Source organism: Marinobacterium weihaiense (genome assembly GCF_019061305.1).
Taxonomy (GTDB): Bacteria; Pseudomonadota; Gammaproteobacteria; order Pseudomonadales; family Balneatricaceae; genus Marinobacterium; species Marinobacterium weihaiense.
The window spans coordinates 227,425-250,491 of sequence record NZ_JAHQZT010000001.1 but is presented as its reverse complement, the minus strand read 5'-3'; the positions used below and the strand labels follow the sequence as shown (position 1 = coordinate 250,491).

Annotated in this window: 18 protein-coding genes and 1 pseudogene; 9 read left to right on the top strand and 10 right to left on the bottom strand. The window is 57.4% G+C overall.

Translation table 11 applies throughout. The features are described from left to right. Nucleotides 1–125: 125 nt before the first annotated feature. On the bottom strand, nt 126–1,190 hold the full coding sequence (locus tag KTN04_RS01210; RefSeq protein ID WP_217333377.1) for a DUF3080 family protein: 1,065 nt from the start codon (nt 1,188–1,190) through the stop codon (nt 126–128). Then, on the bottom strand, nt 1,129–2,469 hold the full coding sequence (locus tag KTN04_RS01205) for an MATE family efflux transporter (protein WP_254262281.1): 1,341 nt from the start codon (nt 2,467–2,469) through the stop codon (nt 1,129–1,131). Before KTN04_RS01205 ends, KTN04_RS01210 begins: the two co-directional genes overlap by 62 nt. A 239-nt stretch (nt 2,470–2,708) precedes the next feature. Here KTN04_RS01205 and KTN04_RS01200 point away from each other — a divergent pair, with 239 nt between their 5' ends. Further along, the gene (locus tag KTN04_RS01200; RefSeq protein ID WP_217333375.1) at nt 2,709–4,160 is read left to right on the top strand and encodes an NAD-dependent succinate-semialdehyde dehydrogenase; all 1,452 of its coding nucleotides are present in this window, start codon (nt 2,709–2,711) and stop codon (nt 4,158–4,160) included. 60 nt (nt 4,161–4,220) lie between these two features. On the opposite strand, the gene KTN04_RS01195 is transcribed toward KTN04_RS01200, so the two are convergent. From KTN04_RS01195 to KTN04_RS01185, 3 genes are all read right to left on the bottom strand, one after another. Next, the gene (locus KTN04_RS01195) at nt 4,221–5,966 is read right to left on the bottom strand and encodes a PHA/PHB synthase family protein (RefSeq protein WP_217333374.1); all 1,746 of its coding nucleotides are present in this window, start codon (nt 5,964–5,966) and stop codon (nt 4,221–4,223) included. A gap of 161 nt (nt 5,967–6,127) precedes the next feature. Next, nucleotides 6,128–7,615: a methyl-accepting chemotaxis protein gene (locus KTN04_RS01190; protein ID WP_217333373.1), complete on the bottom strand. Its 1,488-nt coding sequence runs from the start codon at nt 7,613–7,615 to the stop codon at nt 6,128–6,130. 8 nt (nt 7,616–7,623) lie between these two features. Beyond that, complete coding sequence (locus KTN04_RS01185) at nt 7,624–8,160, bottom strand: PAS domain-containing protein (protein WP_217333372.1); 537 nt, start codon at nt 8,158–8,160, stop codon at nt 7,624–7,626. 105 nt (nt 8,161–8,265) lie between these two features. On the opposite strand from KTN04_RS01185, the gene KTN04_RS01180 reads away from it, so the two are divergent. Beyond that, nucleotides 8,266–8,517 (top strand): glutaredoxin family protein, encoded by a 252-nt coding sequence (locus KTN04_RS01180; RefSeq protein WP_254262280.1) that lies wholly within the window; start codon nt 8,266–8,268, stop codon nt 8,515–8,517. Nucleotides 8,518–8,523: 6 nt separating this feature from the next. On the opposite strand, the gene KTN04_RS01175 is transcribed toward KTN04_RS01180, so the two are convergent. Further along, entirely contained in the window at nt 8,524–10,464 is a 1,941-nt protein-coding gene (locus KTN04_RS01175) for a transglycosylase SLT domain-containing protein (protein WP_217333371.1), read from the bottom strand. Nucleotides 10,465–10,611: 147 nt separating this feature from the next. Here KTN04_RS01175 and KTN04_RS01170 point away from each other — a divergent pair, with 147 nt between their 5' ends. After that, on the top strand, nt 10,612–12,495 hold the full coding sequence (locus tag KTN04_RS01170; protein ID WP_217333370.1) for an ATP-binding cassette domain-containing protein: 1,884 nt from the start codon (nt 10,612–10,614) through the stop codon (nt 12,493–12,495). Here KTN04_RS01170 and KTN04_RS01165 read toward each other — a convergent pair. Continuing rightward, nucleotides 12,492–12,932, bottom strand: a complete 441-nt coding sequence (locus KTN04_RS01165; RefSeq protein ID WP_217333369.1) for a universal stress protein — start codon at nt 12,930–12,932, stop codon at nt 12,492–12,494. The genes KTN04_RS01170 and KTN04_RS01165 overlap by 4 nt on opposite strands. Before the next feature lie 165 nt (nt 12,933–13,097). Between KTN04_RS01165 and KTN04_RS01160 the strand changes: the two genes are divergently transcribed. Beyond that, nucleotides 13,098–13,604, top strand: a complete 507-nt coding sequence (locus KTN04_RS01160) for a hypothetical protein (RefSeq protein WP_217333368.1) — start codon at nt 13,098–13,100, stop codon at nt 13,602–13,604. A gap of 3 nt (nt 13,605–13,607) precedes the next feature. Here the strand turns inward: KTN04_RS01160 and KTN04_RS01155 are convergent, their stop codons facing one another. Beyond that, entirely contained in the window at nt 13,608–14,324 is a 717-nt protein-coding gene (locus KTN04_RS01155; protein ID WP_217333367.1) for a DNA topoisomerase I, read from the bottom strand. A 173-nt stretch (nt 14,325–14,497) separates the two neighbouring features. Between KTN04_RS01155 and topA the strand changes: the two genes are divergently transcribed. Further along, nucleotides 14,498–17,131 carry a type I DNA topoisomerase gene (gene topA, locus KTN04_RS01150; protein WP_217333366.1) on the top strand — a complete coding sequence of 878 codons (2,634 nt, stop codon included), beginning with the start codon at nt 14,498–14,500 and terminating at the stop codon, nt 17,129–17,131. 46 nt (nt 17,132–17,177) lie between these two features. Next, a complete protein-coding gene (locus KTN04_RS01145) occupies nt 17,178–17,705 on the top strand; it encodes a DUF6586 family protein (RefSeq protein WP_217333365.1) in 528 nt (175 codons plus the stop codon). A 22-nt stretch (nt 17,706–17,727) separates the two neighbouring features. Here the strand turns inward: KTN04_RS01145 and KTN04_RS01140 are convergent, their stop codons facing one another. Together KTN04_RS01140 and lexA are read right to left on the bottom strand one after the other, a co-directional pair. Next, a complete protein-coding gene (locus KTN04_RS01140; protein WP_217333364.1) occupies nt 17,728–18,135 on the bottom strand; it encodes a SulA-like leucine-rich domain-containing protein in 408 nt (135 codons plus the stop codon). Between the two features lie 17 nt (nt 18,136–18,152). Next, nucleotides 18,153–18,767 carry a transcriptional repressor LexA gene (gene lexA, locus KTN04_RS01135; RefSeq protein ID WP_217333363.1) on the bottom strand — a complete coding sequence of 205 codons (615 nt, stop codon included), beginning with the start codon at nt 18,765–18,767 and terminating at the stop codon, nt 18,153–18,155. Between the two features lie 125 nt (nt 18,768–18,892). On the opposite strand from lexA, the gene dinG reads away from it, so the two are divergent. From dinG to KTN04_RS01120, 3 genes and pseudogenes are all read left to right on the top strand, one after another. After that, on the top strand, nt 18,893–20,998 hold the full coding sequence (dinG, locus tag KTN04_RS01130; protein WP_217333362.1) for an ATP-dependent DNA helicase DinG: 2,106 nt from the start codon (nt 18,893–18,895) through the stop codon (nt 20,996–20,998). Nucleotides 20,999–21,003: 5 nt separating this feature from the next. Then, nucleotides 21,004–22,329, top strand: a pseudogene (gene rhlB / locus KTN04_RS01125) (ATP-dependent RNA helicase RhlB); the annotation flags it as partial. Nucleotides 22,330–22,849: 520 nt separating this feature from the next. After that, entirely contained in the window at nt 22,850–23,062 is a 213-nt protein-coding gene (locus tag KTN04_RS01120) for a hypothetical protein (protein ID WP_217333360.1), read from the top strand. Nucleotides 23,063–23,067 lie beyond the last annotated feature (5 nt).

Sequence of the window (23,067 nt, the reverse complement as noted above, 5' to 3'; positions counted from 1 at the left end):
TCACAAGGGCGGGCAGTAGCAGGGCTAAACAGGCCGGCCAGAACTTGAAGACTGTTGAAACGGGATTCGACACTGTGGCATCCATCCGTGCAATGACACCATCATGGTCGAAAAGCAGGTGCTACTCAACCATTCGGGGAGTTGCCCGGCATCATGCCACACTGCCCCAACAACTGTTGCCAGGCTTGGGTGTGTCGCTCGCGTGCCTGCTGGTAGTCATGCCAAAGGCTACCCGGCCGGTCAGCCAGCATATGATCAAAATATGCTGCCACGTGAGGCGTCGTTGGCAGCTTTTGCCGCAATGCCTGCCAGTGTTGCCGCCACTGCATGCCATTGCGGTGTATGTTCGACATCCAGGGCTGCAGTCGCCCGGCGTAATACCGCGTGAAAACGTTGCGAACAATGTTGGCTTGGGGGGTCGGGCGCTTGTTGAAACACATCGGGCGTCGAGCCAGGCGAGTTTCGATGGCGGCGGCCGTCTGGTCGAGGGTTTGAGTCAGCAATAATAGACTCTGGCTCCATTCATGCCCGAAATGGGAGCGATAAAAGGCTTCGTAGCTGGTTTCAAGTTCAGTGATCCAGGCTGGGACTTGCCAATGTGTATCGTCAGCCTGGTCCGCCAGATGCTCAAATCGTTTCAGGGCCGGACTAAGACCTGTTAGGGGCGCTGGGGTCTCGAAGCGTCCGGCTGAACCGCTAATAGCAAAATGTTGACTGATTTCATCCGAGTTGAACAGAGCATTGCTGACAACACGCGGGTAATTGCGCGTTTTGACTTGCTCGATGTGGCGCAGGCGTTCAAGCAGATCTTGATCCTCTTCGCTAAGCGGGGTCAGCTGTTCAAGTGATTGGATGCAGGCACGCAGAGGCGGCAGGAACCGGGTTTCATAGATGAGGCGCTGGGATGGCAATGCCAGCTTACCCAGCGAGCTATTGCGCTCGCCGATCAGTTCCATCAGGCCACACCGGCGCAGGTCGAAGACGTCAATGACGCCCTCACGCAGCTCCGTCAGCGTCAGTGAGCGATGGCGTTTGGCCGGGTATTGCGGCAGGGTGGCGCTGAAAACCAGATCAAAATCCTGCTCGATCGCATTGCTGACGCGGGCAGCGTAATCCTTGAGTTCGGATTCAGGACCGTTCTGATTGCAGCCCACCAGCAGTATTGCCAACACGAGCATTGACCATTTCATGGCGTGCGATCCGTATGAGACGTGTGGTCAAGAATACGGCGCCTGCGCTCAAGCCGATCAACAACCCGTACCAGAGACCGGCGGCCAGCAGAGGCTCGGTAATCCAGTCGGTAAAGCCCAGTACATAGCCGACAGGCAGGCCGATCAGCCAGTAGGCTACAAACACCAGTGCCAGCGGGATGGCCGTATCCTTGTAGCCGCGCAGGGCGCCAGCGGCACTGACCTGCAGCGCATCGGAAAACTGAAACACGGCGCCGATGCTGATCAGGGTGGCGGCCATGATCACAATTTCCTCCACCGAGGTATACATCAGGGCAATATTGCGTGCCAGCAGCAATGACAGGGCGCAGCTGAACGTGGCAATGACCAGGGTAATCAGGATGCCGGTACCCGCCGCGTGGCGAGCGGCCTCGGGATCGCCGCGTCCGGCCAGTTGTCCAACACGAATGGTCAGGGCCATGGCAATACTGAGCGGAACCATGAAAATCATTCCCGTGTAGCTAATGGTGATCTGATTGGCTGCGATGATGGTCTCGCCGTGGGGGGCCAGGATCAGCGCCAGTACGCAGAACATGCTGGCCTCAATCAACAAGGAGAAGCCGATGGGTACCCCCAGCTTCAGCATCTGCAGCTGCTGTTTGACAGCGGGCCTGTGCCAGCGCAGCAGCAGGTGCAATGGACGGAATTGTGGGCTTTTGATCAGGTAGGCGAGCCCCGTTAGCAGCATGATCCACATGACGGCAGCGGTTGCATAACCGCAGCCGACGCCGCCAAGGGCTGGAAAACCCAGCTTTCCAAAGATAAGTACATAATTTAGCGGAATATTGCATAATACGCCTAGTACAGCGATACGCATGACCGGGTGAGTTTTGCCAAAGCCCTCACTGAAGCTGCGTACTACCTGGTAAAACAGAAACGCGGGGAACCCCCAGCTAATGGCGTCCAGGTAAGCCTGAGTCTTGTGTTGCAGGGTAGCGTCAAGCCCAAGCAGATCAAGCAGTGGACCGGCATTCCTGAGCAGTACTACACCCAGAATGCTGAGTACAGCCGCAACCCAGAATCCCTGGTGCAGCACGCGTCGCGTAGCGCGCTCGCGTCCGGCTCCGACCAGGTGAGCGACCAGCGGAGTTGTGGCCATCAAGACACCTGCCAGTGCCAGAAACAGTGGTAGCCATAAACTGCTGCCCAGCGCAATGGCAGCGAGATCCTGAGTGCCGGCGCGCGCGGACATGAGGGTATCGATAAACCCCATCGCATTCTGCGCCAGCTGTGCCACCATGATGGGCCAGCCCAGTTGTAACAAATAACGTATTTCTGCGTTGCGTTTCTGGCTTAAAATGAACACGGTCTGATGTTGTACTCTAACGGCATGGGTAATGGTGTGGTCATGCGCTCGGCGCGCCCCCTGCAACCGCTGTAACGACAACCTAATTGATGTGGGGTGCCACAGCATAAGCGTCGGCACTCGGGAGTGCAATCCCGTAAGCCCCTGTATGAAATCCTGGTTTGGAGGTAATAATGAAGCTGAAGGATAGTCGCTTGCTGCGTCAGCAAGCCTATGTGGATGGTCGCTGGACCGATGCCGCCAGTGGCGAGACCTTCGCAGTGCTTAACCCGGCAACCGGGGAGGAGCTTGCGCAGGTGCCGCTGATGGTAGAGACCGACGCCGAGCGCGCGGTCGATTTGGCCGAGAGTGCTTTTCATCAGTGGAAGAAAACAACGGCCAAGGAGCGTGCCGAAATTCTGCGTCGCTGGCATGCACTGGTGCTGGATAATGCCGATGACCTGGCGCTGCTGATGACGCTGGAGCAGGGCAAGCCACTGGCGGAGGCCAAGGGCGAAGTCATCTACGCGGCAAGCTTCATTGAATGGTTCGCCGAAGAAGGCAAACGTGCCTATGGCGAGATCGTGCCCACGCACAAGAGTGATGCACGTATCCTGGTGAGCCGTGAACCGGTCGGGGTGGTTGCTGCTATCACGCCCTGGAACTTCCCGGCGGCCATGATTACCCGCAAAGCGGCGCCGGCACTGGCAGCCGGTTGCACCTTCGTGTGCAAGCCCGCGGAGGACACGCCCCTGTCGGCTCTGGCCCTGGCCGAGCTGGCTGAGCGGGCCGGTGTCCCTGCCGGCGTCTTCAATATCCTGACCGGTAACCCCAAAGCGCTGGGGTCTGTGCTGACCGGCAGTGCCAAGGTACGCAAGCTCTCCTTTACCGGCTCGACCGGTGTCGGCAAGCTGTTGATGGCTCAGTGTGCGGACACGGTCAAGCGTCTGTCGCTGGAGCTGGGCGGCAATGCGCCGTTCATCGTGTTCGACGATGCGGACCTGGAGCGGGCGCTGGATGGTGCCATGGCGTCCAAGTATCGCAACACCGGTCAAACCTGTGTATGCACAAACCGATTCCTGGTGCAGGACGGCATTTATGACCGCTTTGTCGAAGGACTGGCGCAGCGTGTGTCACAGCTGAAGGTCGGCTCCGGCGTGGAGGAGGGTGTCCAGCAGGGCCCGTTGATAAACCAGGCGGCCGTTGACAAGATTCAGTTCCACATTGATGACGCCGTGGCCAAAGGCGCCGAAGTTGTCTGTGGCGGTAAGCCGCATGCGCTGGGGCGTACCTGGTTCGAGCCGACGGTACTGAAAAACATGACCACCGACATGTGCGTGGCTACCGACGAGACGTTCGGTCCCCTGGCGCCGGTCTTCCGTTTCAAGGATGAGGCTGAAGCGCTGGAAATGGCCAACGCAACCGAATATGGTCTGGCAGCTTATTTCTACAGCCGTGATCTGGGACGCTGCTGGCGTGTGGCCGAAGGGCTGGAGTATGGCATGGTCGGCATCAACGAGGGCGTGATTTCAACCGAGCTGGCTCCGTTTGGCGGTATCAAGGCATCTGGCCTGGGGCGTGAAGGGGCCCAGCAGGGGCTGGATGAGTATCTGGAATGCAAATACATGCTGATGGGCGGTATTTGATCCGGTGCCGCAGATGTAAAAACGGGGCCTGATGGCCCCGTTTTCGGTTGTGTGTTTCAATCAATCGAGACGCTTGCGCACATAGCTGCCTGGTGCGGCTTCCAGCACTGGAAACTCCTGGGTGCCATACTCGCTCGGTGCATCAACCTTCTTGCCTGCACGGCGGCGCAGCCAGTCGCTCCAGTGGCCCCACCAAGAACCTTCGTGGCGTTCGGCGCTTTCGAGCCAGGCCTCGGGGCCCTTGCCCATCTCGCCCTTGATCCAATAGTTGCGACGGTTCTTCTTGGCCGGGTTGATGACGCCGGCCACGTGCCCGCTCGCCCCCAGTACGAACTCGACATTGGCAAACAGGTCCAGTGCCTTGAACGTGCCCTTCCAGGGGGCAATATGATCCTCCATGGTCGACAGGAAGTAACAGGGCGTCTTGATGCGCCGCAGGTCGATCGGCTCTCCGCACATGGTCAGTGCATCCGGCTGCACCAGCTTGTTCTCCAGGTACATGCGATTGATGTAGTAGGTATAGAACTCGGCCGGCAGGTTGGTCGGGTCGCTGTTCCAGTAGAGAATGTCGAACGGCGGTGGGGTCTGGCCCTTGAGGTAATTGTTGACCACGTAGGACCAGATCAGGTCATTTGAACGCAGCATGTTGAATGACGTGGCCAGCTCGCGACCGTGCAGGATGCCCTCGTTGTTGACCTTGCTTTCCAGATGCTTGACCTGATGCTGGTCAATATAGACGCAGAGGTCGCCCGGATCACTGAAATCGAGCAGGGTGGTGAGGAAGGTGCAGCTGCTGACAGAGTTGTCCTTGCGGTTGGCGAGCACGGCCAGCGCCGATGCCATCAGGGTGCCGCCCACGCACCAGGAGACGGCATTCAGACGGTCTTGGCCACTGATGCGTTTGGTGATTTCGATGGCCTTGATAACGCCGTCACCGACGTAGTCGTCCCAGCTCAGGTCACGCTCCTCGGAAGAAGGGTTGTTCCAGGAGATCAGGTAGACATCCTGGCCCTGTTCCAGCGCATAGCGCACAAAAGAATTATCCGGCTGAAGATCAAGGATGTAGTATTTGTTGATGCTCGGCGGCACGATCAGGGTGGGTCGCTCGAAGGTTTGTTCGGTCAGCGGCTTGTAGTGAATCAGCTGGAAAATGTGGTTCTGAAATACCACGGCGCCTTCGGTGGTAGCCAGGTTGGTCCCCAGCTCGAAGGCGCTTTCATCCGTCATCGAGATGCGGCCCTTGTCGATGTCACTCAACAGGTTTTTCAGGCCCTCAACCAGGCTTGCGCCCTTGGTTTCCAGTGCTTGCTGCAGTACTTCGGGGTTGGTCAGGGCGAAGTTGGTCGGTGACAGGGCGTCGACGTACTGGCGAGTGTAAAACTCCAGCTTCTGCTGTTCGGCTGGAGACAGTTTGGCGTTATGGGCCATTTCCGTCAGCATCTGTGAAGTCAGCAGATAGGACTGCTTGATATAGTCAAAAACGGGGTTCTTCGACCACTCTTCGGCCTTGAAGCGGCGGTCACCGGGGGAGGGTTCGGCGATGGGCTCTTCGCTGGTCTTGCCACTGAGCAGGTTGCGCCAGAGGTTGAACTGCGCCTGCTGATAGTCGGCAATGGCACGAATCCAGACTGTGGGATCTTCCAGCGAACGGGTTGCCAGTTCGGTCCATGATTGGGTGAACTGGCGCAGAATATCGTCGCCGCCGGTGGCTGAAAACATTTCCAGCACCTTGCCGGTTTCCCGGTTTACATAATTGATGAATTCCTGGGGGTCTGTGCTAAGGGTATTCTCGTCTTTGTCCGTCATAGGTGCATGCGTTCCATATCTGCTGAGTTCAAGGTGCCTGCCCGACGAATACACGGCTGTCGGATGCGCTGCCTAACGGTTTAGCGATCATGTCGACCGGCCAGCAGCCGATTACGTCTTCGAGCATAATCTCCGGCTGCTGGCGGTTGCAAGTATGATTTTCAAGCCATATTCCTGTGGCGTTCCCCGATCATGTCATCAATATATTGCAAAATCTTGTAACTTTCTTCTTCTGCGTGTGTCATTTCCTTCACGATAAGGCGTCGCACGTCAGTGGCCTCTCGCCAGTTCTCGTTCCGCAGTGCCACGGCACGCTGCACTGCAGCATGGACTTCCTGGTGCGGTGCTTCCAGCAGGCGATAACTGGATGTGTTACTGAACGATTCCTTGCCGGGGCCCTGGTAGTACCATTGGCCAAGGCGACACTGGTCATGGTCGATGCTGATGGCTTCCAGAACATCCGGATGTTCGTTGTTCTCGTCAAACATCAGGTAGCCGTTTTGTTTGAAGATTACGTGATCGGCCTTGGCCAGGGAGCCAAACGTGAGATCTTTGGCATAGCTGACGTATTGACAGGTTTCATCCGCTGCAGAAGAAAAGGTTGCGAATTGCTGATGCAGCCCTTGTGCAACTTCACCCAGTTCATTCGAGGCCTGCTCAGAGGCCGTGGCTTGAACAACCATTTCGTCCACGCGTTCACTGAAGCTGCTGACAGTCGTGCTGATCTCGATAGCGGCTTCCTTGGTACGGTTCGATAATGCCTTGACCTCATCGGCAACCACGGCGAAGCCGCGTCCGTGCTCACCGGCACGCGCGGCTTCAATGGCGGCGTTGAGTGCCAGCAGGTTGGTCTGATCGGCAATCTCGGTGATGAAGGATAGCGATGCCGACATCTGTCGACTCTCTTCGCCCAGTTGGCGAATCAGATTGACGACAGCGTCGGTCGTGGTGTTTATCGACTTCAACGAGACAATCATGTCATTGACGCTCTGCTGACTCTTCTGTGCCGCAATGCCGTTGTTTGTGGCGATAGCCTCGACCCTTTCCATTTCCTGGCTGATGCTGACCAGGTCGGCCTGGTTCTGGCGCAGGTTGTTGATCAGGTGTGTGGTATTAAGCGTGTGCAGGTCGGAGTTCAGCTCATTGCTGGCGATGAACTCGGCGCCCTTTCGCATCAGCTCAAGCGAAGTATTAATACGAATCAGCGACTCGCGCAGCTGTCCCGGAAGGCCTCTGTAGAGCGCCTTGCGGTCGTATTTCCCTTGAGAAACATGCTGGAAGCATGAATCCACCTCCTTGAAGTATGTTTCGATCTTGTCGAGAAAATCGTTTAGCTCCCAGGCTACCTTGCCGACTTCGCCCAAGCGGGCAGTATGTGTCACGCGTGAATCAAAGCCTCCCTTGTTGGCCTCGGACAGCGTATGCTCGATTCGGATCAGGGTATTCAGCGCGCGCTGCCCCTTGCGATGAATGATGCCGGTCAGCAGCAGTGCAAACGGCAATGGCAGTAGTAACCAGAAGGTGAAGTCCACGGTCAGCCAAGCGATCAGGCTCGGGCATAGCGTGAGGGCTACAAAACCTGCGCAGGCCGCATCAAGCTGGATGCGCAGGAAAGGGGTGCCGCTGCTTTGAGAGTGCTTGTCGGTCATGCGTTGCCTCACTGCTGGTCAAGATGCATGATGAAATGGTCGTAATCGAACCCCTGTGCGCGACAGGTCTCCATCAACAGGTCGACGGATGCCTGCGGACCGTTTTGCGGGCCGACGCGCTGCTCTTCGGCGTGCATCTGCTGATAGATGTCGGTAATGGTTCTGATGGCCTGCGCGCTTGGCTTGCGACGAACCGAGTAGTACCCCACCAATGTGCCAGACGCATTGATGTCCGGGGTGATGTTGGCCATGACCCAGTAATAGCTGCCGTCCTTGCACAGGTTTTTGACGTAACCGAAAAATTCCCGGCCTGATTTGAGTCGTTGCCACAGCAGATGAAAAGCCCCTCTGGGCATGTCGGGATGACGAATGATATTGTGTGGTTTGCCAAAGAGTTCGGCTTCGGAAAAGCCTGAAATACGCATGAATGTTCGATTGCAGTAGGTAATGATACCCTGGGTGTTTGTCTTGCTGACGATGAACTCATCGTCCTGCAATGCGTGTTCGTTATCTCGTGGCGTGATGATTGAGGTCTTGTTTTTCATCGGTCGTACTTCTGCCGAGGGGTGGTAGCCGACATCATATGCCAAGGTCAGGCGATTGGCAGCCAAATTCATACAACTGTAAGTAAATGAAGGAAATATTTGATCATGCGCAAGCTTGACCTTATGACAACCGAAGGCTGTCATTTGTGTGAGGACGCGATCGCGGTTCTGCAACAGGGGCTGGTGGCCGGTGAAGCGGAAGTGGATCTGGTGGATATCGTCTATGAACCGTCATTGCTGGAGCGCTATGCCGAACGCATTCCGGTGCTGGTGGAGCGCGATGGCCCAGCCGAGCTGGGCTGGCCCTTTGATGTAGATCAGTTGCGGCAGTTCATGGATGCACTGCCGCAACGGTAAGCCCCGTTACTGCTGCAGAGCCAGCATGCTGAACTCCTGCTCGCTGAACAGTGCAACCGGCCGATTAGCCAGACGTTCATAGATAACGCGGAACGAAAGTACGTTTTGCACGTAGCCGCGCGTTTCATCAAACGGGATGGTCTCGATCCAGATATCCAGCGGCAGCTTACCGCGCGCTTCCAGCCAGCGGCTGACACGGTGTGGGCCTGCATTGTACGCCGCCGAGGCATAGGCCTGGTTGCCGTCAAAGCGCTTTGCGACCTCACTGAGGTAGGCGGTACCTAGCTGAATGTTAGTATCCGGTTCGTTCAGAGCACCCAAGCCGGCCAGCGGGATGCCATGCCGGCGGGCGGTGGCCCGTGCGGTAGCGGGCATCAGCTGCATCAGGCCGCGTGCGCCAACGTGTGAGCGCGCGCCCATCCAGAAGGCGCTTTCCTGGCGCGTTACAGCCAGTGCCCAAGTCGGGTCAATGCTGCGTGCTTTGGCGTGACGCTGATACAGCTCGGTATGAGGTGCCGGGAAGCGCAATTGCATGTCATTCCATTGCCCGCTCTTGATGGCGCCCCGAATGCCCTGATGGTGCCAGCCAAAGCGTTTGACCAGGTGTGCGGCCAGGTGGATCTGTTCCGGTGTCATGTCGGCAACCGCCAGGTTCCACTCCGAGCGTGCATCCGTATAACGCTCCAGGGCCAGCAGCTCGCGCATGCGTTCAAAGGATGGTGTTGCCGCCAGTGTATCCAGTGCTTCCTGGCTGAACTGCGCCGGCTCATCGTTCAGGGCGTAGTCTTGACCCAGCAACTGTGCGGCCATGAAACCATAGAAGCTACGCTCGCCAGCCAAGGTTCGCAGCTGGTCCTGCACCGGCTTGCCCAGGTGCTGGCGGGCAATGGCATCCCAGTACTGCCAACGGTCCGACAGACGTTCGGATTCCGGCAGCTTGCCAATCAGGGAGTTGACCTGCTGCCAGTCCCGATCGGTCAGTGCCAGGCGAATACGCCAGCCAGTTAGCTCTGCATGCGTGTAATGCGGGTCCAGTTTAGCCAGTAACTGGCGGCCATTGCTGCCCGGGAAGCGCTTGGAGCGCCATACACCCAGGTAGCCCGTCAATTCCTGCTGTGCCTCTTCAGGTACCTGCAGTCGATCGCGATCACGGACCCAGAGCCGGATGGCGGCATCCAGATCACTGCGCGCCAGACGTCTGACGTTCATCTCCAGCAGGGCGTGTCGGTGAGGATGATCCTTGCTCAACTGATTGGGATCGTCCAGCAGCAGGCGAGGGGTCTTGTATAGTTTCAATGCTTGCTCGGCTCGTAATTTGTCTTCAGCCGTCGTCAGGAAGCGCGTAATGTAAGTCGCCAGCCCGGTGCGTCCCTTGGTCAAGGCCGCCACATAACGATTCAGCGCATCGGCCGAGGTGAAATTGTCGGACTTGAGCCAGGGCTCGAACAGAGGGTCGCAGATATCCGGCTGTGAGTGGCCGACGGTCCAGAGCATGCGGGCTGTTTGCCATGCTGCATCCTGAGAGCCCTGATCAAGCAGGCGGCGTCCGTTCAGGCATTGCAGGGATGTACTGGGGCGCTGAATGCGGCTCCAGGTCTGTTCAAAGTTTTGCCAGTGTCCCTGTTCGCCGGTGTGCCTTGCCCAGGCAAACAGCAACCTGCCATAGAGTGGCGTATCCTCGTGACGTTGCAGAAAATCGTCAATGCGCGCTTGGGTCTGCTGTTCAAGCTGGCTGTTTAGCAACCGGTACTCCAGGTAAGGGTACAGGGGGTAATGGCCCAGAGTTTCATGCATCATTTCACTGATGCTGTCCGGGTCGGCAGCAATGGCCGTGTAGCTTTTGACGAAGGCATCGCGCAGCTCATCCTGAGTCTCTGCGAGCGTATCGGCGGTAGCCGGTGCGGCGAGTAGCGCACTGATCACCAGCCAGCGATGAAGCGGAACCATATGTACCTCTCTGTTGCCTGGGGGAGCATTTGCCACAGTGTATACCGGCGGTTTATGAAACATAAGCGGCAACATGCTTTTTCAATCCCGGGTTGTATTTCAGGTACACTAGCGTCTGTTTAATTTCAGGACAGGATGCAAGTCTTTATGCCGTTGGTGAAGTTAGAGGGCGTTTCCGTCAGTTTCAGTGCGGCGCCGCTGCTGGATGATGTCACTTTTCAGATTGACCCGGGTGAGCGCATCGCGCTCGTCGGCCTGAACGGGGCCGGCAAGTCCACCTTGATGAAGCTGGTTTCGAATGAACTGCATGTGGATCATGGCCAGGTTTGGCAAGATCCGGCCATTCGTGTTGCCCAGTTGCCGCAGATGTTGCCCGCGGCTGATGAGCGTCGGGTCTATGATGTGGTTGCCGAAGGGCTGAGCGAGGTGCTGGCGTTGCGTGAAGCCTTTGACGCCTTGTCACACCAAACTGATGCCGCCTCGCTGCAGAAAATGGAACATTTGCAGCACCAGCTGGAAGCCCGTGACGGCTGGCACTTGGAGCAGCAGGTGCAAACGGTGCTGGATAAGCTTGGCTTGAAAGCGGAGACCCGTATGGCGGAGCTGTCAGGTGGATGGCGCCGGCGTGCGGCGCTGGGCGCGGCGCTGGTGCAGAAGCCCGATCTGCTGCTGCTGGACGAGCCTACCAACCATCTTGATATCGAAACCATCGAATGGCTTGAGCAGATGATGCTTGAGTTCCGAGGTGCCATTCTATTTGTATCCCATGATCGTGCACTCGTGGAAAAGCTGGCGACACGGATTGTCGAGCTGGATCGCGGTACATTGACCAGCTTCCCCGGCAGCTATAATCGATACCTTGAACTCAAGGCCCAACTGCTGGAAGAGGAAGCCCGTCAGAACGCGGAATTCGACAAGAAATTGGCACAGGAAGAGCGCTGGATTCGCCAGGGGATCAAGGCTCGACGAACCCGCAATGAAGGTCGTGTACGTGCGCTGGAGCAGATGCGCCGTGAGCGCTCACAGCGTCGCGAGCGCCAGTCCTCGGCGACTTTCGGGCTTGAGGAAGCGCAGAAGTCCGGCAAGCTGGTAGCCGAGCTGGAACAGGTCTCCATGCAGTATGCCGGCAAGCCACTGCTGCGGGATTTTTCCATGAAGGTTCAGCGTGGTGATCGCATTGGCCTGATTGGTCCCAACGGCAGTGGCAAGAGTACGCTGCTGAAGATCATTCTGGGTCAGCTGGAACCGGATGCAGGGCAGGTCAAGTTGGGCACCAAGCTCGAGGTTGCCTATTTCGACCAGTTGCGCGGTCAGCTGGATCCCGAAAAGAGCGTCATCGACAACGTCTCTGGTGGACGGGAAAGTGTCGAAATCAATGGTCAGAGCAAGCACATCATCGGATATCTTCAGGATTTTCTGTTCAGTCCCGAACGGGCGCGCACGCCGGTTAAGGCTCTGTCCGGTGGTGAATGCAACCGACTACTACTGGCCCGGCTGTTCAGTCAGCCAGCCAATGTGCTGGTACTGGATGAGCCCACCAACGACCTGGATATCGAAACACTGGAGCTGCTGGAAGAGATCCTGCTCAATTTCGACGGCACCATTCTGCTGGTCAGTCATGACCGTCGTTTTCTGGATAATGTCGTGACCAGTTCAGTGGTGTTTGAGGGCGAAGGACAGGTGCGGGAATACGTTGGCGGTTATCAGGATTGGCTGCGACAGCGTCCGGTCAAGGTGGCGCCTGTGCATGGAAAGCCGGCGTCAAAAACCGTTGATGTGAAGCCGGTTAAAAAGGCATCCAAGAAGCTGAGCTACAAGCTGCAGCGAGAGCTCGACCAGTTGCCGGAGCAGCTTGAGCATGCCGAGGCAGCCTTGGAAGCATTGCAGGCCCAAGTGGCGGCACCGGAATTTTATGCCGGTGATCATGAAAACGTGGCAGCCACACTGGAGAAACTCCATCAGCAGGAGCAGCATCTGGAAACGCTGATGGAGCGCTGGGTTGAGCTGGAGGCGATGCAGGACGGGAGTTAATCCTCGTCCTTTACCCGGATTGCCAGAACATCACATTTGGCGCCGTGCAGTACGCCGTTGGCGGTTGAGCCCAGCAGCAGGGCGAGACCGTGGCGGCCGTGGCTGCCCACGATGACCAGATCGGTGTTCAGTTCTTCCGCTGTGCGATGGATTTCGGTCTCGGTATGACCGGTGACGATGATTTTGCGATTAATCGGATAACCGACTTTTTCGGCAAATTGGTCCAGCTTGCTGCGGGCATGATCATCCAGCTGCTCCTGTATGGTGGTCAAGTCCATGGGAACATCACCGCCATAGGCAAAACTGAGCGGCTCCACTACATGGATCAGGTTCAGTTCGGCACCGAAGGCCTTGGCCATCTGGGCGGTCTTGCTGGCCAATTGTTCCGACTCCTCGGACAGGTCCAGTGCCAGTAGAATTCGGGTGTAGATACTCATGCGCATTGTCCTTTTCAAGGGCTGCAATGGCAGCCATACAACGTGTGGGATCTGTCTCCAGAATAGCATCAACCTCCGGCTGCATCCCATACCGACGTCAACAAAACGTTGGTGCACAGTGCATCTTCAAATTCTGACGGGCCGCGACAGCCCGGGGACTCAAAAATGGAATGGCTCATTGTTGTATTGATTTTCATCTCGCTGACCGGCTCCGTGCTGTGGATACGGCCGACACCGCGACAGCGTCACCAGGGGGAGCTGCGTATGCATGCACGCAAGCTCGGCATTCAGGTGCAGCTGACGCGCGTTGAACTGCCGCGTGCACGAGGTGAGGTTGAAGGCGAAAGCGTACTGGTAGCGGCCTACCGCTTTTTGCGGACCAACCTTGAACGGGGTGATCGCGAGCGTTGGATCGACTGGCACATACACCGCCTGGATACTCTTGATCAGGCCGGGTTGGCGGAAGGGTGGAGCTGGATCGGGGGCACGGGTGCTCTGCCGCCGGCTGGTCTGGCGCGCTTGAATGCGCTGCTGCAGGCGGTGCCGGAGGATGTGATCGGCATTGAGTCAACGGCGCAGCATCTGACCCTGTATTGGCGTGAGCGTGGCGAGATTGAAGCCCTGGACCACTTGCATTCGGCTGTTCAGCCTCTTTTGTCTGGCAAGGTTTAGGCTTCAGGGCTGCTCGTTCAGGTAGTCATCCAGTGATTCGGCAAGGGCGCCGGCGCCATAGTTGCGCCGAGGCTGAATGCCGTCGATGCTGGCCTGAATCTCGTCGAGCTTGGGTTTTTTCTGGCGTTGGGGGGCGGTTGCACGCACCAGCACCGCCTTAGCGTGTTTGAGGTGAGTCAGTGCCGTGTGCTTGTCGCCCATTTCCAGCAGGCGTGTAGCCTGGTGGCGGTGGGCATCCGCAACGAGCGATACGTTGAGCCAGTACAGCTCTTCCTGGTATGTGCGTGCCAATTGCCCCGTCATTTTGCCGGCCTTGGCCATCTGGATCAGTAGCTTTTCAGCGAAATTGATGTAGATTTGTGCGCGTTTCACAGCACGGTCGCTGTTGAGGCGGGTCTTGTCCGGCCGTGTTCGGTCACTGGTTTCCTTCAGGTCGCTGACCTGCGTCATCAGTTCGGAGTCCGGTGCCAACAGACTGATTTCTTCAATCAATGCCATGGCGTGCTGGTTCAGCTTGTCGACGATATCCTGGCGACAGCCTGTCTCCTTGAGTACGGCCAGTGCGTTCAGAGTGTGCTCGGCCTGCGTTTGCAGCCAGTCGAGGCGTTCGCGCCTTGCCTCGGATTCCTGTTCACGAGTCGTCACAACATAATTGACCACCAGTGCGAGAATACCGACGCCGGCAATCAAGAGCACAAGATACAGGTTGTCTCCAAGCATGGGGTTTGGCACTCTGAAAAGGCGTTAATTTACATTAGTTATCGGGCTTATTATAAGTGTCAGCGGCGCTTGCTGGTATCTTTTGCTGCAGACTCTGCTTGACGCTGACGGCACCACACCTTATATATGCTCGCAGTTTCTGGGTTGCCCGCTGTAAAAAGGATCCGTATCTCATGGGAAAAACTCTTGTCATTGTCGAGTCACCGGCAAAGGCCAAAACGATCAACAAGTATCTGGGCAGCCAATATGTGGTCAAATCCAGTGTGGGTCATATTCGTGACCTGCCAACCAGCGGCAGTGCCAGCAAGAGTGATCCCAAAGAACGTGCTCGCCAAGCGGCGCTGACACGCAAAATGTCGCCGGATGAAAAAGCGGCTTATAAGAAGAAAAAGGCGCATCAACAGCTGATCGCTCGCATGGGTGTCGACCCGGACCATGACTGGGAGGCACATTATGAGATCCTGCCGGGCAAGGAAAAGGTAGTTGAAGAGCTGCGCAAGCTGGCCAAAAATGCCGATGAAATCTACCTCGCAACGGATTTGGACCGTGAAGGGGAAGCCATTGCCTGGCACTTGCGTGAAGCCATCGGGGGCGATGACAGCCGGTTCCGCCGGGTTGTGTTCAACGAAATCACCAAGAAGGCAATCCAGGGTGCTTTCGAAGAACCGGGCGATCTGGATCTGAACCGTGTCAATGCACAGCAGGCCCGGCGTTTCCTCGACAGGGTCGTGGGTTACATGTTGTCTCCTCTGCTGTGGGAAAAAATCGCGCGTGGTCTGTCGGCCGGGCGTGTTCAGTCCGTTGCCGTCAAGCTTATTGTGGAGCGTGAGCGCGAAATCCGTGCCTTCATCCCGGAAGAGTACTGGGAGGTGCATGCCGATACGCTGACAGCAGCTGAGACGCCGCTGCGCCTGCAGGTTGCCAAGTACGGCGGCAAGGCGTTCCGCCCGCTCAGTCGTGAAGAGACCGATACGCACCTAGAGCGTTTGCGCGCCGGTAGCCTGGTGGTCGACAAGCGTGAAGATCGACCGACCAGCAGCAAGCCCTCAGCTCCTTTTATTACCTCGACGCTGCAGCAGGCAGCCAGCACGCGTCTGAGTTTTGGCGTCAAGAAAACCATGATGCTGGCGCAGCGCTTGTATGAAGCCGGCTACATTACTTATATGCGTACCGACTCCACCAATTTGAGTGCGGAAGCGGTTGCCGGTTGTCGTGAATTCATCCAGCAGACCTATGGCGATGACTATCTGCCGCCGGAGGCAATCAGCTATACCAGCAAAGAGGGAGCGCAGGAGGCACATGAAGCCATTCGTCCTTCCGACGTGGCACTGACTGTTGATCAGCTCAAGGGCATGGAGCCCGATGCCCAGCGTCTGTACGACCTGATTCGTCGTCAGTTCATGGCCTGTCAGATGACCCCGGCCCGTTACACCAGTACCCGTATTCATGTGGCTTGCAATGGTTATGAGCTGACCACCAAAGGGCGTATCCTGCGCTTTGACGGTTACACCCGTGTGCTGCCGCCGAAAGGGCGCAGTGATGAAGATGTGATTCTGCCGGATATTCAACAGGGTGAAACGCTCCAATTGTCCGAGCTGGATCCGCGCCAGCACTTCACCAAGCCGGCACCTCGGTACAGCGAGGCCAGTCTGGTCAAGGAGCTGGAAAAGCGCGGTATCGGTCGTCCGTCGACCTATGCTTCCATCATCTCCACCATTCAGGACCGGGGGTATGTGGAAGTGCAGGGGCGCCGCTTCTACGCTTGCAAGATGGGCGATATCGTGACCGAGCGCCTGAACGAAAATTTCAGTGATCTGATGGATTACAGCTTTACGGCCCGCATGGAACAAAAGCTGGATGAAGTGGCGCAGGGCGGTGTGGACTGGAAAGCGCTGCTGAATGATTTTTACACCGGCTTCACCGGCAAGCTCAGTGATGCTCAGGGTGAAGAGCACGGCATGAGGCCCAATACGCCGACGCCGACGGATATTGACTGCCCCGACTGTGGTCGTCAGATGATGATTCGTACGGCCAGTACAGGGGTGTTCCTGGGCTGCTCTGGCTACAGCCTGCCGCCCAAAGAGCGCTGCAAGTGCACCATCAACCTGATTCCGGGTGATGAAGTGGTCAGTGTGGACGGTGATGAAGAGGAAGAATCACGCATCTTGCGCAACAAGCATCGCTGTAAGCTGTGTGATGCGGCGATGGATGCCTACCTGATCGATGAAAAGCGCAAGCTGCATGTGTGCGGTAATAACCCGGACTGTACCGGATTCGAGGTCGAACAGGGCAGCTTCAAGATCAAGGGCTACGACGGTCCGAGCATCGAGTGTGACAAGTGCGGCGCAGAGATGCAGTTGAAAACGGGTCGTTTCGGCAAGTTTTTTGGTTGTACCAATAGCGAGTGCAAGAACACCCGCAAATTGCTGAAAAGCGGCGAGCCGGCGCCACCCAAGATGGATCCAGTGCCGATGCCGGAGTTGCAGTGCCAAAAGGTGGAAGATACCTATGTGCTGCGTGACGGCGCCAGCGGGCTCTTTCTGGCGGCCAGTCAGTTTCCCAAGAAGCGTGAAACCCGTGCGCCTTTGGTTGCTGAGTTGGTGCCGCACAAGGACGAGATCGATCCCAAGTATGCGTTCCTGATGGACGCCCCCCAGAAGGATCCGGATGGCAACCCTGCGGTCGTACGTTTCAGTCGCAAGACCAAGGAACAGTATGTGATGTCTGAGGTCGAGGGCAAAGCGACTGGCTGGAAGGCTTTCTACCGGGATGGTCGCTGGCAGGAAGAGCGCAGCGGCAAACGCTGATTGATGATTGTGCCATCTGGCACAGGGGCAAGGGAGTAGACGAGTCATGAGTGATGTGTATGCGGTTCGTACCAATCAGAAGCTGAATTTTGCACGTCTGCACATCAAGGCGCTGGTTCAGGCCCAAGCGTCACCGCAGTGGAGCCAGAATCCGCGCATTGAGTCCTACCATGAATCGGTACTGTTTTTTCTCGCCAGCGGGTACACCTCGCTATTGCGGGAAGTTGCCGAGAACTACAAGCTGGACCCCTCAAGGGTCCTTCACTTCAGCGACTTGCTGGAGCAGCTGGAAGCGACCGGGCAGGAGTCACCCGAGGCGCGCGAACTTGAAAACCTGGAGCGGGATTCGAGCAGTTGGCTGCACAAGGTTTTGAAGGCCTATCGTTCCTGCTGGGATGCGGCAGACGGGTATGCACCGACCATATCCGGTGATGGCAGTGTGTCGGAGATCCATGTGCTGCAAATTAACCCCGATCATGCGGAAGATGATGCTGTGCTGGCCGAATACAATGCGTGGCTGCAGGCATTCCGTGACCTTCTGGAACGCCTGCGTGCCAATATGCAGGAGTGGTGAATTCGGTATATGGCGCTAATCTTCAGTGCCGTACCAAAATGGCCTGAGCGTTGCCTTGGCAGGCGGCCGCATCGAGCTGCGGCAGGGGAGTGATGCGGCTGGCATCACACCAGGTGATGACGGTATGTGATGTGCCTGCCTCCAGTGCGCGGCGGCACAGGTGGAGTGCTTCGTAGCGGTTGTGTCGGCTACACAGTGAGCGAATGTGGCCCGTCAGTGCGCCTGCCTGCGCAAGCATGTCGCGATTGAGGTTGGTCGGTGGGTTGATCAGTGTCAGCCATCGGTCGTGTCGGCTCAGCTCGGTAATCATCGGCAGCAGTAATGGATGCAGAGATAGTCTGCGATTGTGCAGCAGTATCTCGGTGATGCGGCTGTTATCCGTTGGCGTCAGCTCTTGATCGTGAACGGCGATGCAGTCAATGGCTGGCATGGTGTAACCTCTGTCGGTCAATTGCCTTGCCGAATCACTCCAACTCCCAGCCCCTCGATTGTCAGGTCCTGTTCCGACAGATCGACCTCAATGGGTGCGAAGTCTTCGTTCTCGGCAATCAGATAAACTTTGCGGCCGTCACGCTTGAAGCGCTTGACCGTCACGTCATCGCCTATACGGGCAACAACAATCTGGCCGTCCTTGGCGTCTGGGGTCTGATGAACGGCTAGCAGGTCGCCATCCAGAATGCCGACGTTCTTCATGCTCATGCCTTTGACCCTCAACAGGTAGTCGGCACGAGGGCGGAAAAAGTCGGCCGAAATAGTGCACTGATCCTCGACGTGTTCCTGTGCCAAAATCGGTTCGCCTGCCGCAACCTGTCCGATGATCGGCAGCCCGGTGTCACTGCTGGCCGTGGCGTCATCCTCCGGCAGCCGAATACCGCGAGAAGCGCCCTTGGTCAGAATGATGGCGCCTTTACGATCCAGTGCCTTGAGGTGCTCTTCTGCCGCATTGGCGGAACGAAAACCCAATTCGCGGGCAATATCGGCCCGCGTCGGCGGGTACCCGGTGGTGTTGATGTACAGGCGAATACAATCCAGAACGTCAGTTTGTCGCTTGGTCAGTTTCATAGCAGCCATTACCTCAATCGGTTTACTGTGATTTTATACAGCATATATTCAAGGTCAAGCCTTATCTGTCTATATATCCAGTATCTTGATAGAATTCCCGGCGCTAATAGAGTGAGGAACAGGTGGTGCTGAGCGACGCGCATAAACAGGAGATCCAGGGGGCTTACAGCCGCTTTCTCAAAAGCCGGGGGCTGCAGGCACGTCCGGCCCAGAAGCAGATGGTGGCGGCTGTTGCGCGCACCCTGGCACAGGCCGGCACGAGTGAAGGTGATGAACGCCCTGTCGTTGGGGTGGTCGAGGCTGGTACCGGTACTGGCAAGACCATAGCCTACCTGCTGGCAGCCATCCCCCTGGCGCAGGCGAAAGAGTGTCGCCTGGTGTTGTCCACGGCAACCGTTGCGCTTCAGGAGCAGCTGATCAACAAGGATCTGCCCGAGGTCGAGGCGCATGCCGGGCTGGCGGTGAAGTACCAGCTGGCCAAGGGACGTGGCCGTTACTTGTGTCTGAACAAGGTGGAATACCTGCTGGAGCAGCAGGGCGTGTATGGCCAGATCGCGCTGTATGAAGACGAGGCAGCCGAGCAGTTGGCGCCGGATGTACTATTGCGTTATCAAGGCTTGATGGATGACTATGCGGCCGGCCGCTGGGACGGTGACCGTGATGCCCTGAATGAAGAGATTGATGACAGTATCTGGCAACCGCTGACCAGTGATCACATGCAGTGTAGTAATCGTCGCTGTCTGAATTTCAGTGCTTGCCCGTTCTACCGTTCCCGTGATCGCCTGGAAGAGGCAGATGTGATCGTGGCCAACCACGATCTGGTCCTGGCAGACCTGGCGCTGGGGGGTGGCGCGATACTGCCTGAGCCCGAAAAGACCATTTATATCTTTGACGAGGGCCACCACCTGGCCGACAAGGCCAGTGGTCACTTTGCCTTCGGTGCACGGCTGGACAGTAGTCGTCGTCTGTTGCGCAATGGCCAGAAGCAGCTGGCGCAACTGCTGCAGGATACGGGCTCTCCGGTACAGCTGACCGACCCCGTTGAACGCCTGCACCGTCCGTTTGAGGACATGAGCCTGTCGCTGGAGCAGCTGGAGGTCCTGTTGCGTCCGATGCTGGAGCAGCACCCCAAGGATCGCTATCGCTTCGTCAACGGCAAGGTGCCTGACCCCCTGATTGAGCCCAGCGCCATGTTGGCCCATGCGGCCGACCGTGCTCAGCAGCACCTGGAGCAGATCGTTGATGTGTTGAAAGAGGCCCTGGAAGGCGGGATTGCCGATGTTCCCCGTGCCGCTGCCGAGCGCTGGTTCCCGCAGCTGGGCAGCCTGTGGGGGCGCGTTCAGCATATCGCCTGGCTGGCACACAGTTATGCCCGTGAGGATGTGGAAGGCAAATCGCCGACCGCGCGCTGGATTAACAAGCATGAATCACCCTCCGGCGAAGACCTTGAGTTGCGCAGTGCGCCGGTTTCAGCGGCCGAAACCTTGTCCGAACATCTGTGGCAGGCCTGTCATGCGGCCATCGTGACTTCTGCCACGCTGACGGCGCTGGGGCGCTTCGATCAATTGTTTGCTTCACTCGGTCTGGCGCCGGATACAACGGCCCTGCGATTGGATAGTCCTTTTGATTATGCCAGCCATGGCGTGCTGCAGGTGCCGGCCATGAAGACCGATCCCGGGCAGCCCGAGGCGCATACCGACGAGGTGCTGGACGTGCTGAACCGCGAGCTGCCGTCGGTGCAGGCGGGCCTGGTGCTGTTCAGTTCCTGGCGTCAGATGCGTTCAGTGCTTGAACGGCTGGACGAATCCATTAAAAATAGCGTCCTGGCACAGGGCGAATACAGCAAACAGGAAACGCTGCGCCGCCATCGCGCACAGATCGACAATGCCAAACCGAGCATCATTTTCGGCCTGGCGTCGTTTGCCGAGGGGGTGGATCTGCCCGGCCAGTATTTGACTGATGTATTTATTACCAAACTGCCATTCAGTGTCCCGGATGACCCGGTCGATGCTACCATGGCGGAATGGATTGAAGCGCGTGGCGGCAATGCCTTTTCCGACTGGACCGTGCCCGCCGCTTCCATGCGCTTGACGCAGGCCGCAGGGCGACTGCTGCGTACCGAACAGGACCGGGGGCGTGTAGTGTTACTGGATCGTCGTGTCGTGACGCGACGCTACGGGCGACAACTGCTAGACTCGCTGCCTCCGTTTCGGCGCGAAATAAACCGTTAATCTGAATGGATCCGATCTTGAGTACTGAAGAGAAACACAGCACAGCCGCAGCCGGCTCCGAACAGAAGCCGAACAGCAACCGTCCGCGCCGCCGTCGCCGCTCGCGCAAGCCGCGCGATGCTTCCCGTACGCAAGGCAACTGGTCACCGGTCATGTTCAAGGTGCCGGTGGTTGAGGGCAAGCGTCGTTTCCATGACTTCGGCTTGCCGGATGTGCTGATGCACGCCATTGCTGATCTTGGTTTTGAATACTGCACACCCATTCAGGCGGCCACCATCCCGCATGCGTTGAATGGTCGTGATTTGATCGGCAAGGCTCAGACCGGCACCGGCAAGACGGCGGCCTTCCTGATCGGCATTTTGACTGATCTGTTGGACTATCCGCTGGACGGCGAGCGCAAGAAGGGCGAGCCTCGTGCATTGATCATTGCGCCGACGCGCGAGCTGGCGCTGCAGATTGCGGCGGATGCCGAAGGCCTGGGCAAGTATGCCGAACTGTCCGTGGTATCGCTGGTAGGCGGCATGGATTACGACAAGCAGCGTGCTGCGCTGGCGTCAGGTCCGGTCGATATTCTGGTGGCAACGCCGGGACGTCTGATCGACTTCGTGCGCAACAAGGAAATCGATCTGTATAACGTCGAAGTGCTGGTGCTGGATGAAGCTGACCGCATGCTCAGCATGGGCTTCATCCCGGATGTGCGTACCATTATTCGTCAAACGCCGCGTAAGGGGGCGGATCGCCAGACCCTGCTGTACAGCGCCACCTTCACGGACGACGTGATGAAGCTGGCTTCGCAGTGGACACAGGATCCGGTCACGATCGAAATCGAGTCTGAACACAAGACCACTGATAACGTGGCCCAGCAGGTGTTCCTGGTGTCCAGTGACGACAAATACCCGCTGCTGCGCAATTACCTGCGCATCAATGGCATCGAACGCGCCATCGTATTCGGCAACCGTCGCCATGAAACGCGGGCGCTGGCGGATCGCCTGAGCAAGGACGGTATCAAGGCCGCTCTGATGTCCGGTGAGATTCCGCAGAATAAGCGTCTCAAGACACTGGAAGACTTCCGTAACGGCAAGATCGAAGTGCTGGTGGCCACGGATGTGGCCGGTCGTGGCATTCACATTGATGGCGTGACCCACGTCATCAACTACCAGCTGCCTGAAGATGCCGATGACTATGTTCACCGTATCGGCCGTACCGGCAGGGCTGGCCAGACCGGTACTTCCATCTGCTTCGCCTGTGAAGACGACTCCTTCCTGATCCCGGATATCGAGCGCGAGACAGGTGTTAAGCTGGAGTGTATCCACCCCGAAGCCGAGCTGCTCAAGCCACTGCAAGAGATTGAGGGCACTGCTCAAGCGGAGAGTTCCAAGGAAGACATCATCGAAGCAGAAGCAGAAGCAGAAGCAGAAGCAGAAGCAGAAGCGGTTGACTTGGTTAATGCTGAAGCAGAGGCGACTGAAGGGGATGAGGCCGTTTCTGCACCTGCAGCGGACGAGGAGTCAGCTACATCTACAACTTCTTCAGAGTCCCTGAGCGGGCAGTTAGCTGAGTCTGGCGACACGGGAGCAGCTGCTGAGTCAAAGCAGGAGCAGGAATCGAAACTGGCGCCGAAAGCCCGGTCTGATGTGTCTGTGGTCGATGAGGCGGAGCCCGAGCAGGCCGTTGAGTCTGACCAGGTTGATGTTGAGCTTGTGTCTGAGCAAGCGGACGAGCTTGCTCCGATTGCACAGTCAGATGATGCGCCCGTGGCGCCCACAGCAAAATCGGTTGAGGGTGATCAGGTGGCTTCAACACTGAATGCTGAGCAGTCTGAGCAGTCTGAAAAGAAAACGCGAGCGAACGATGAGCGACAAGCATAATTTGCAGCGAATCAGTACGGTGCTGGCAGTGATTGCCAGCGCCTTCTTTGCGGCCGTGGCAATTGCAGGCTTTCAGCGGACTAATGATGTCAACCAGTTGCTGTTGTTCCTTGGGCTGGCCGTGTTGTCCTTTGTCGTGGTCAAGTTCCTGTTTGTCGGGATTAGCCGTTTGCTGGACAAGATAGACCCATCCTGAAAGCG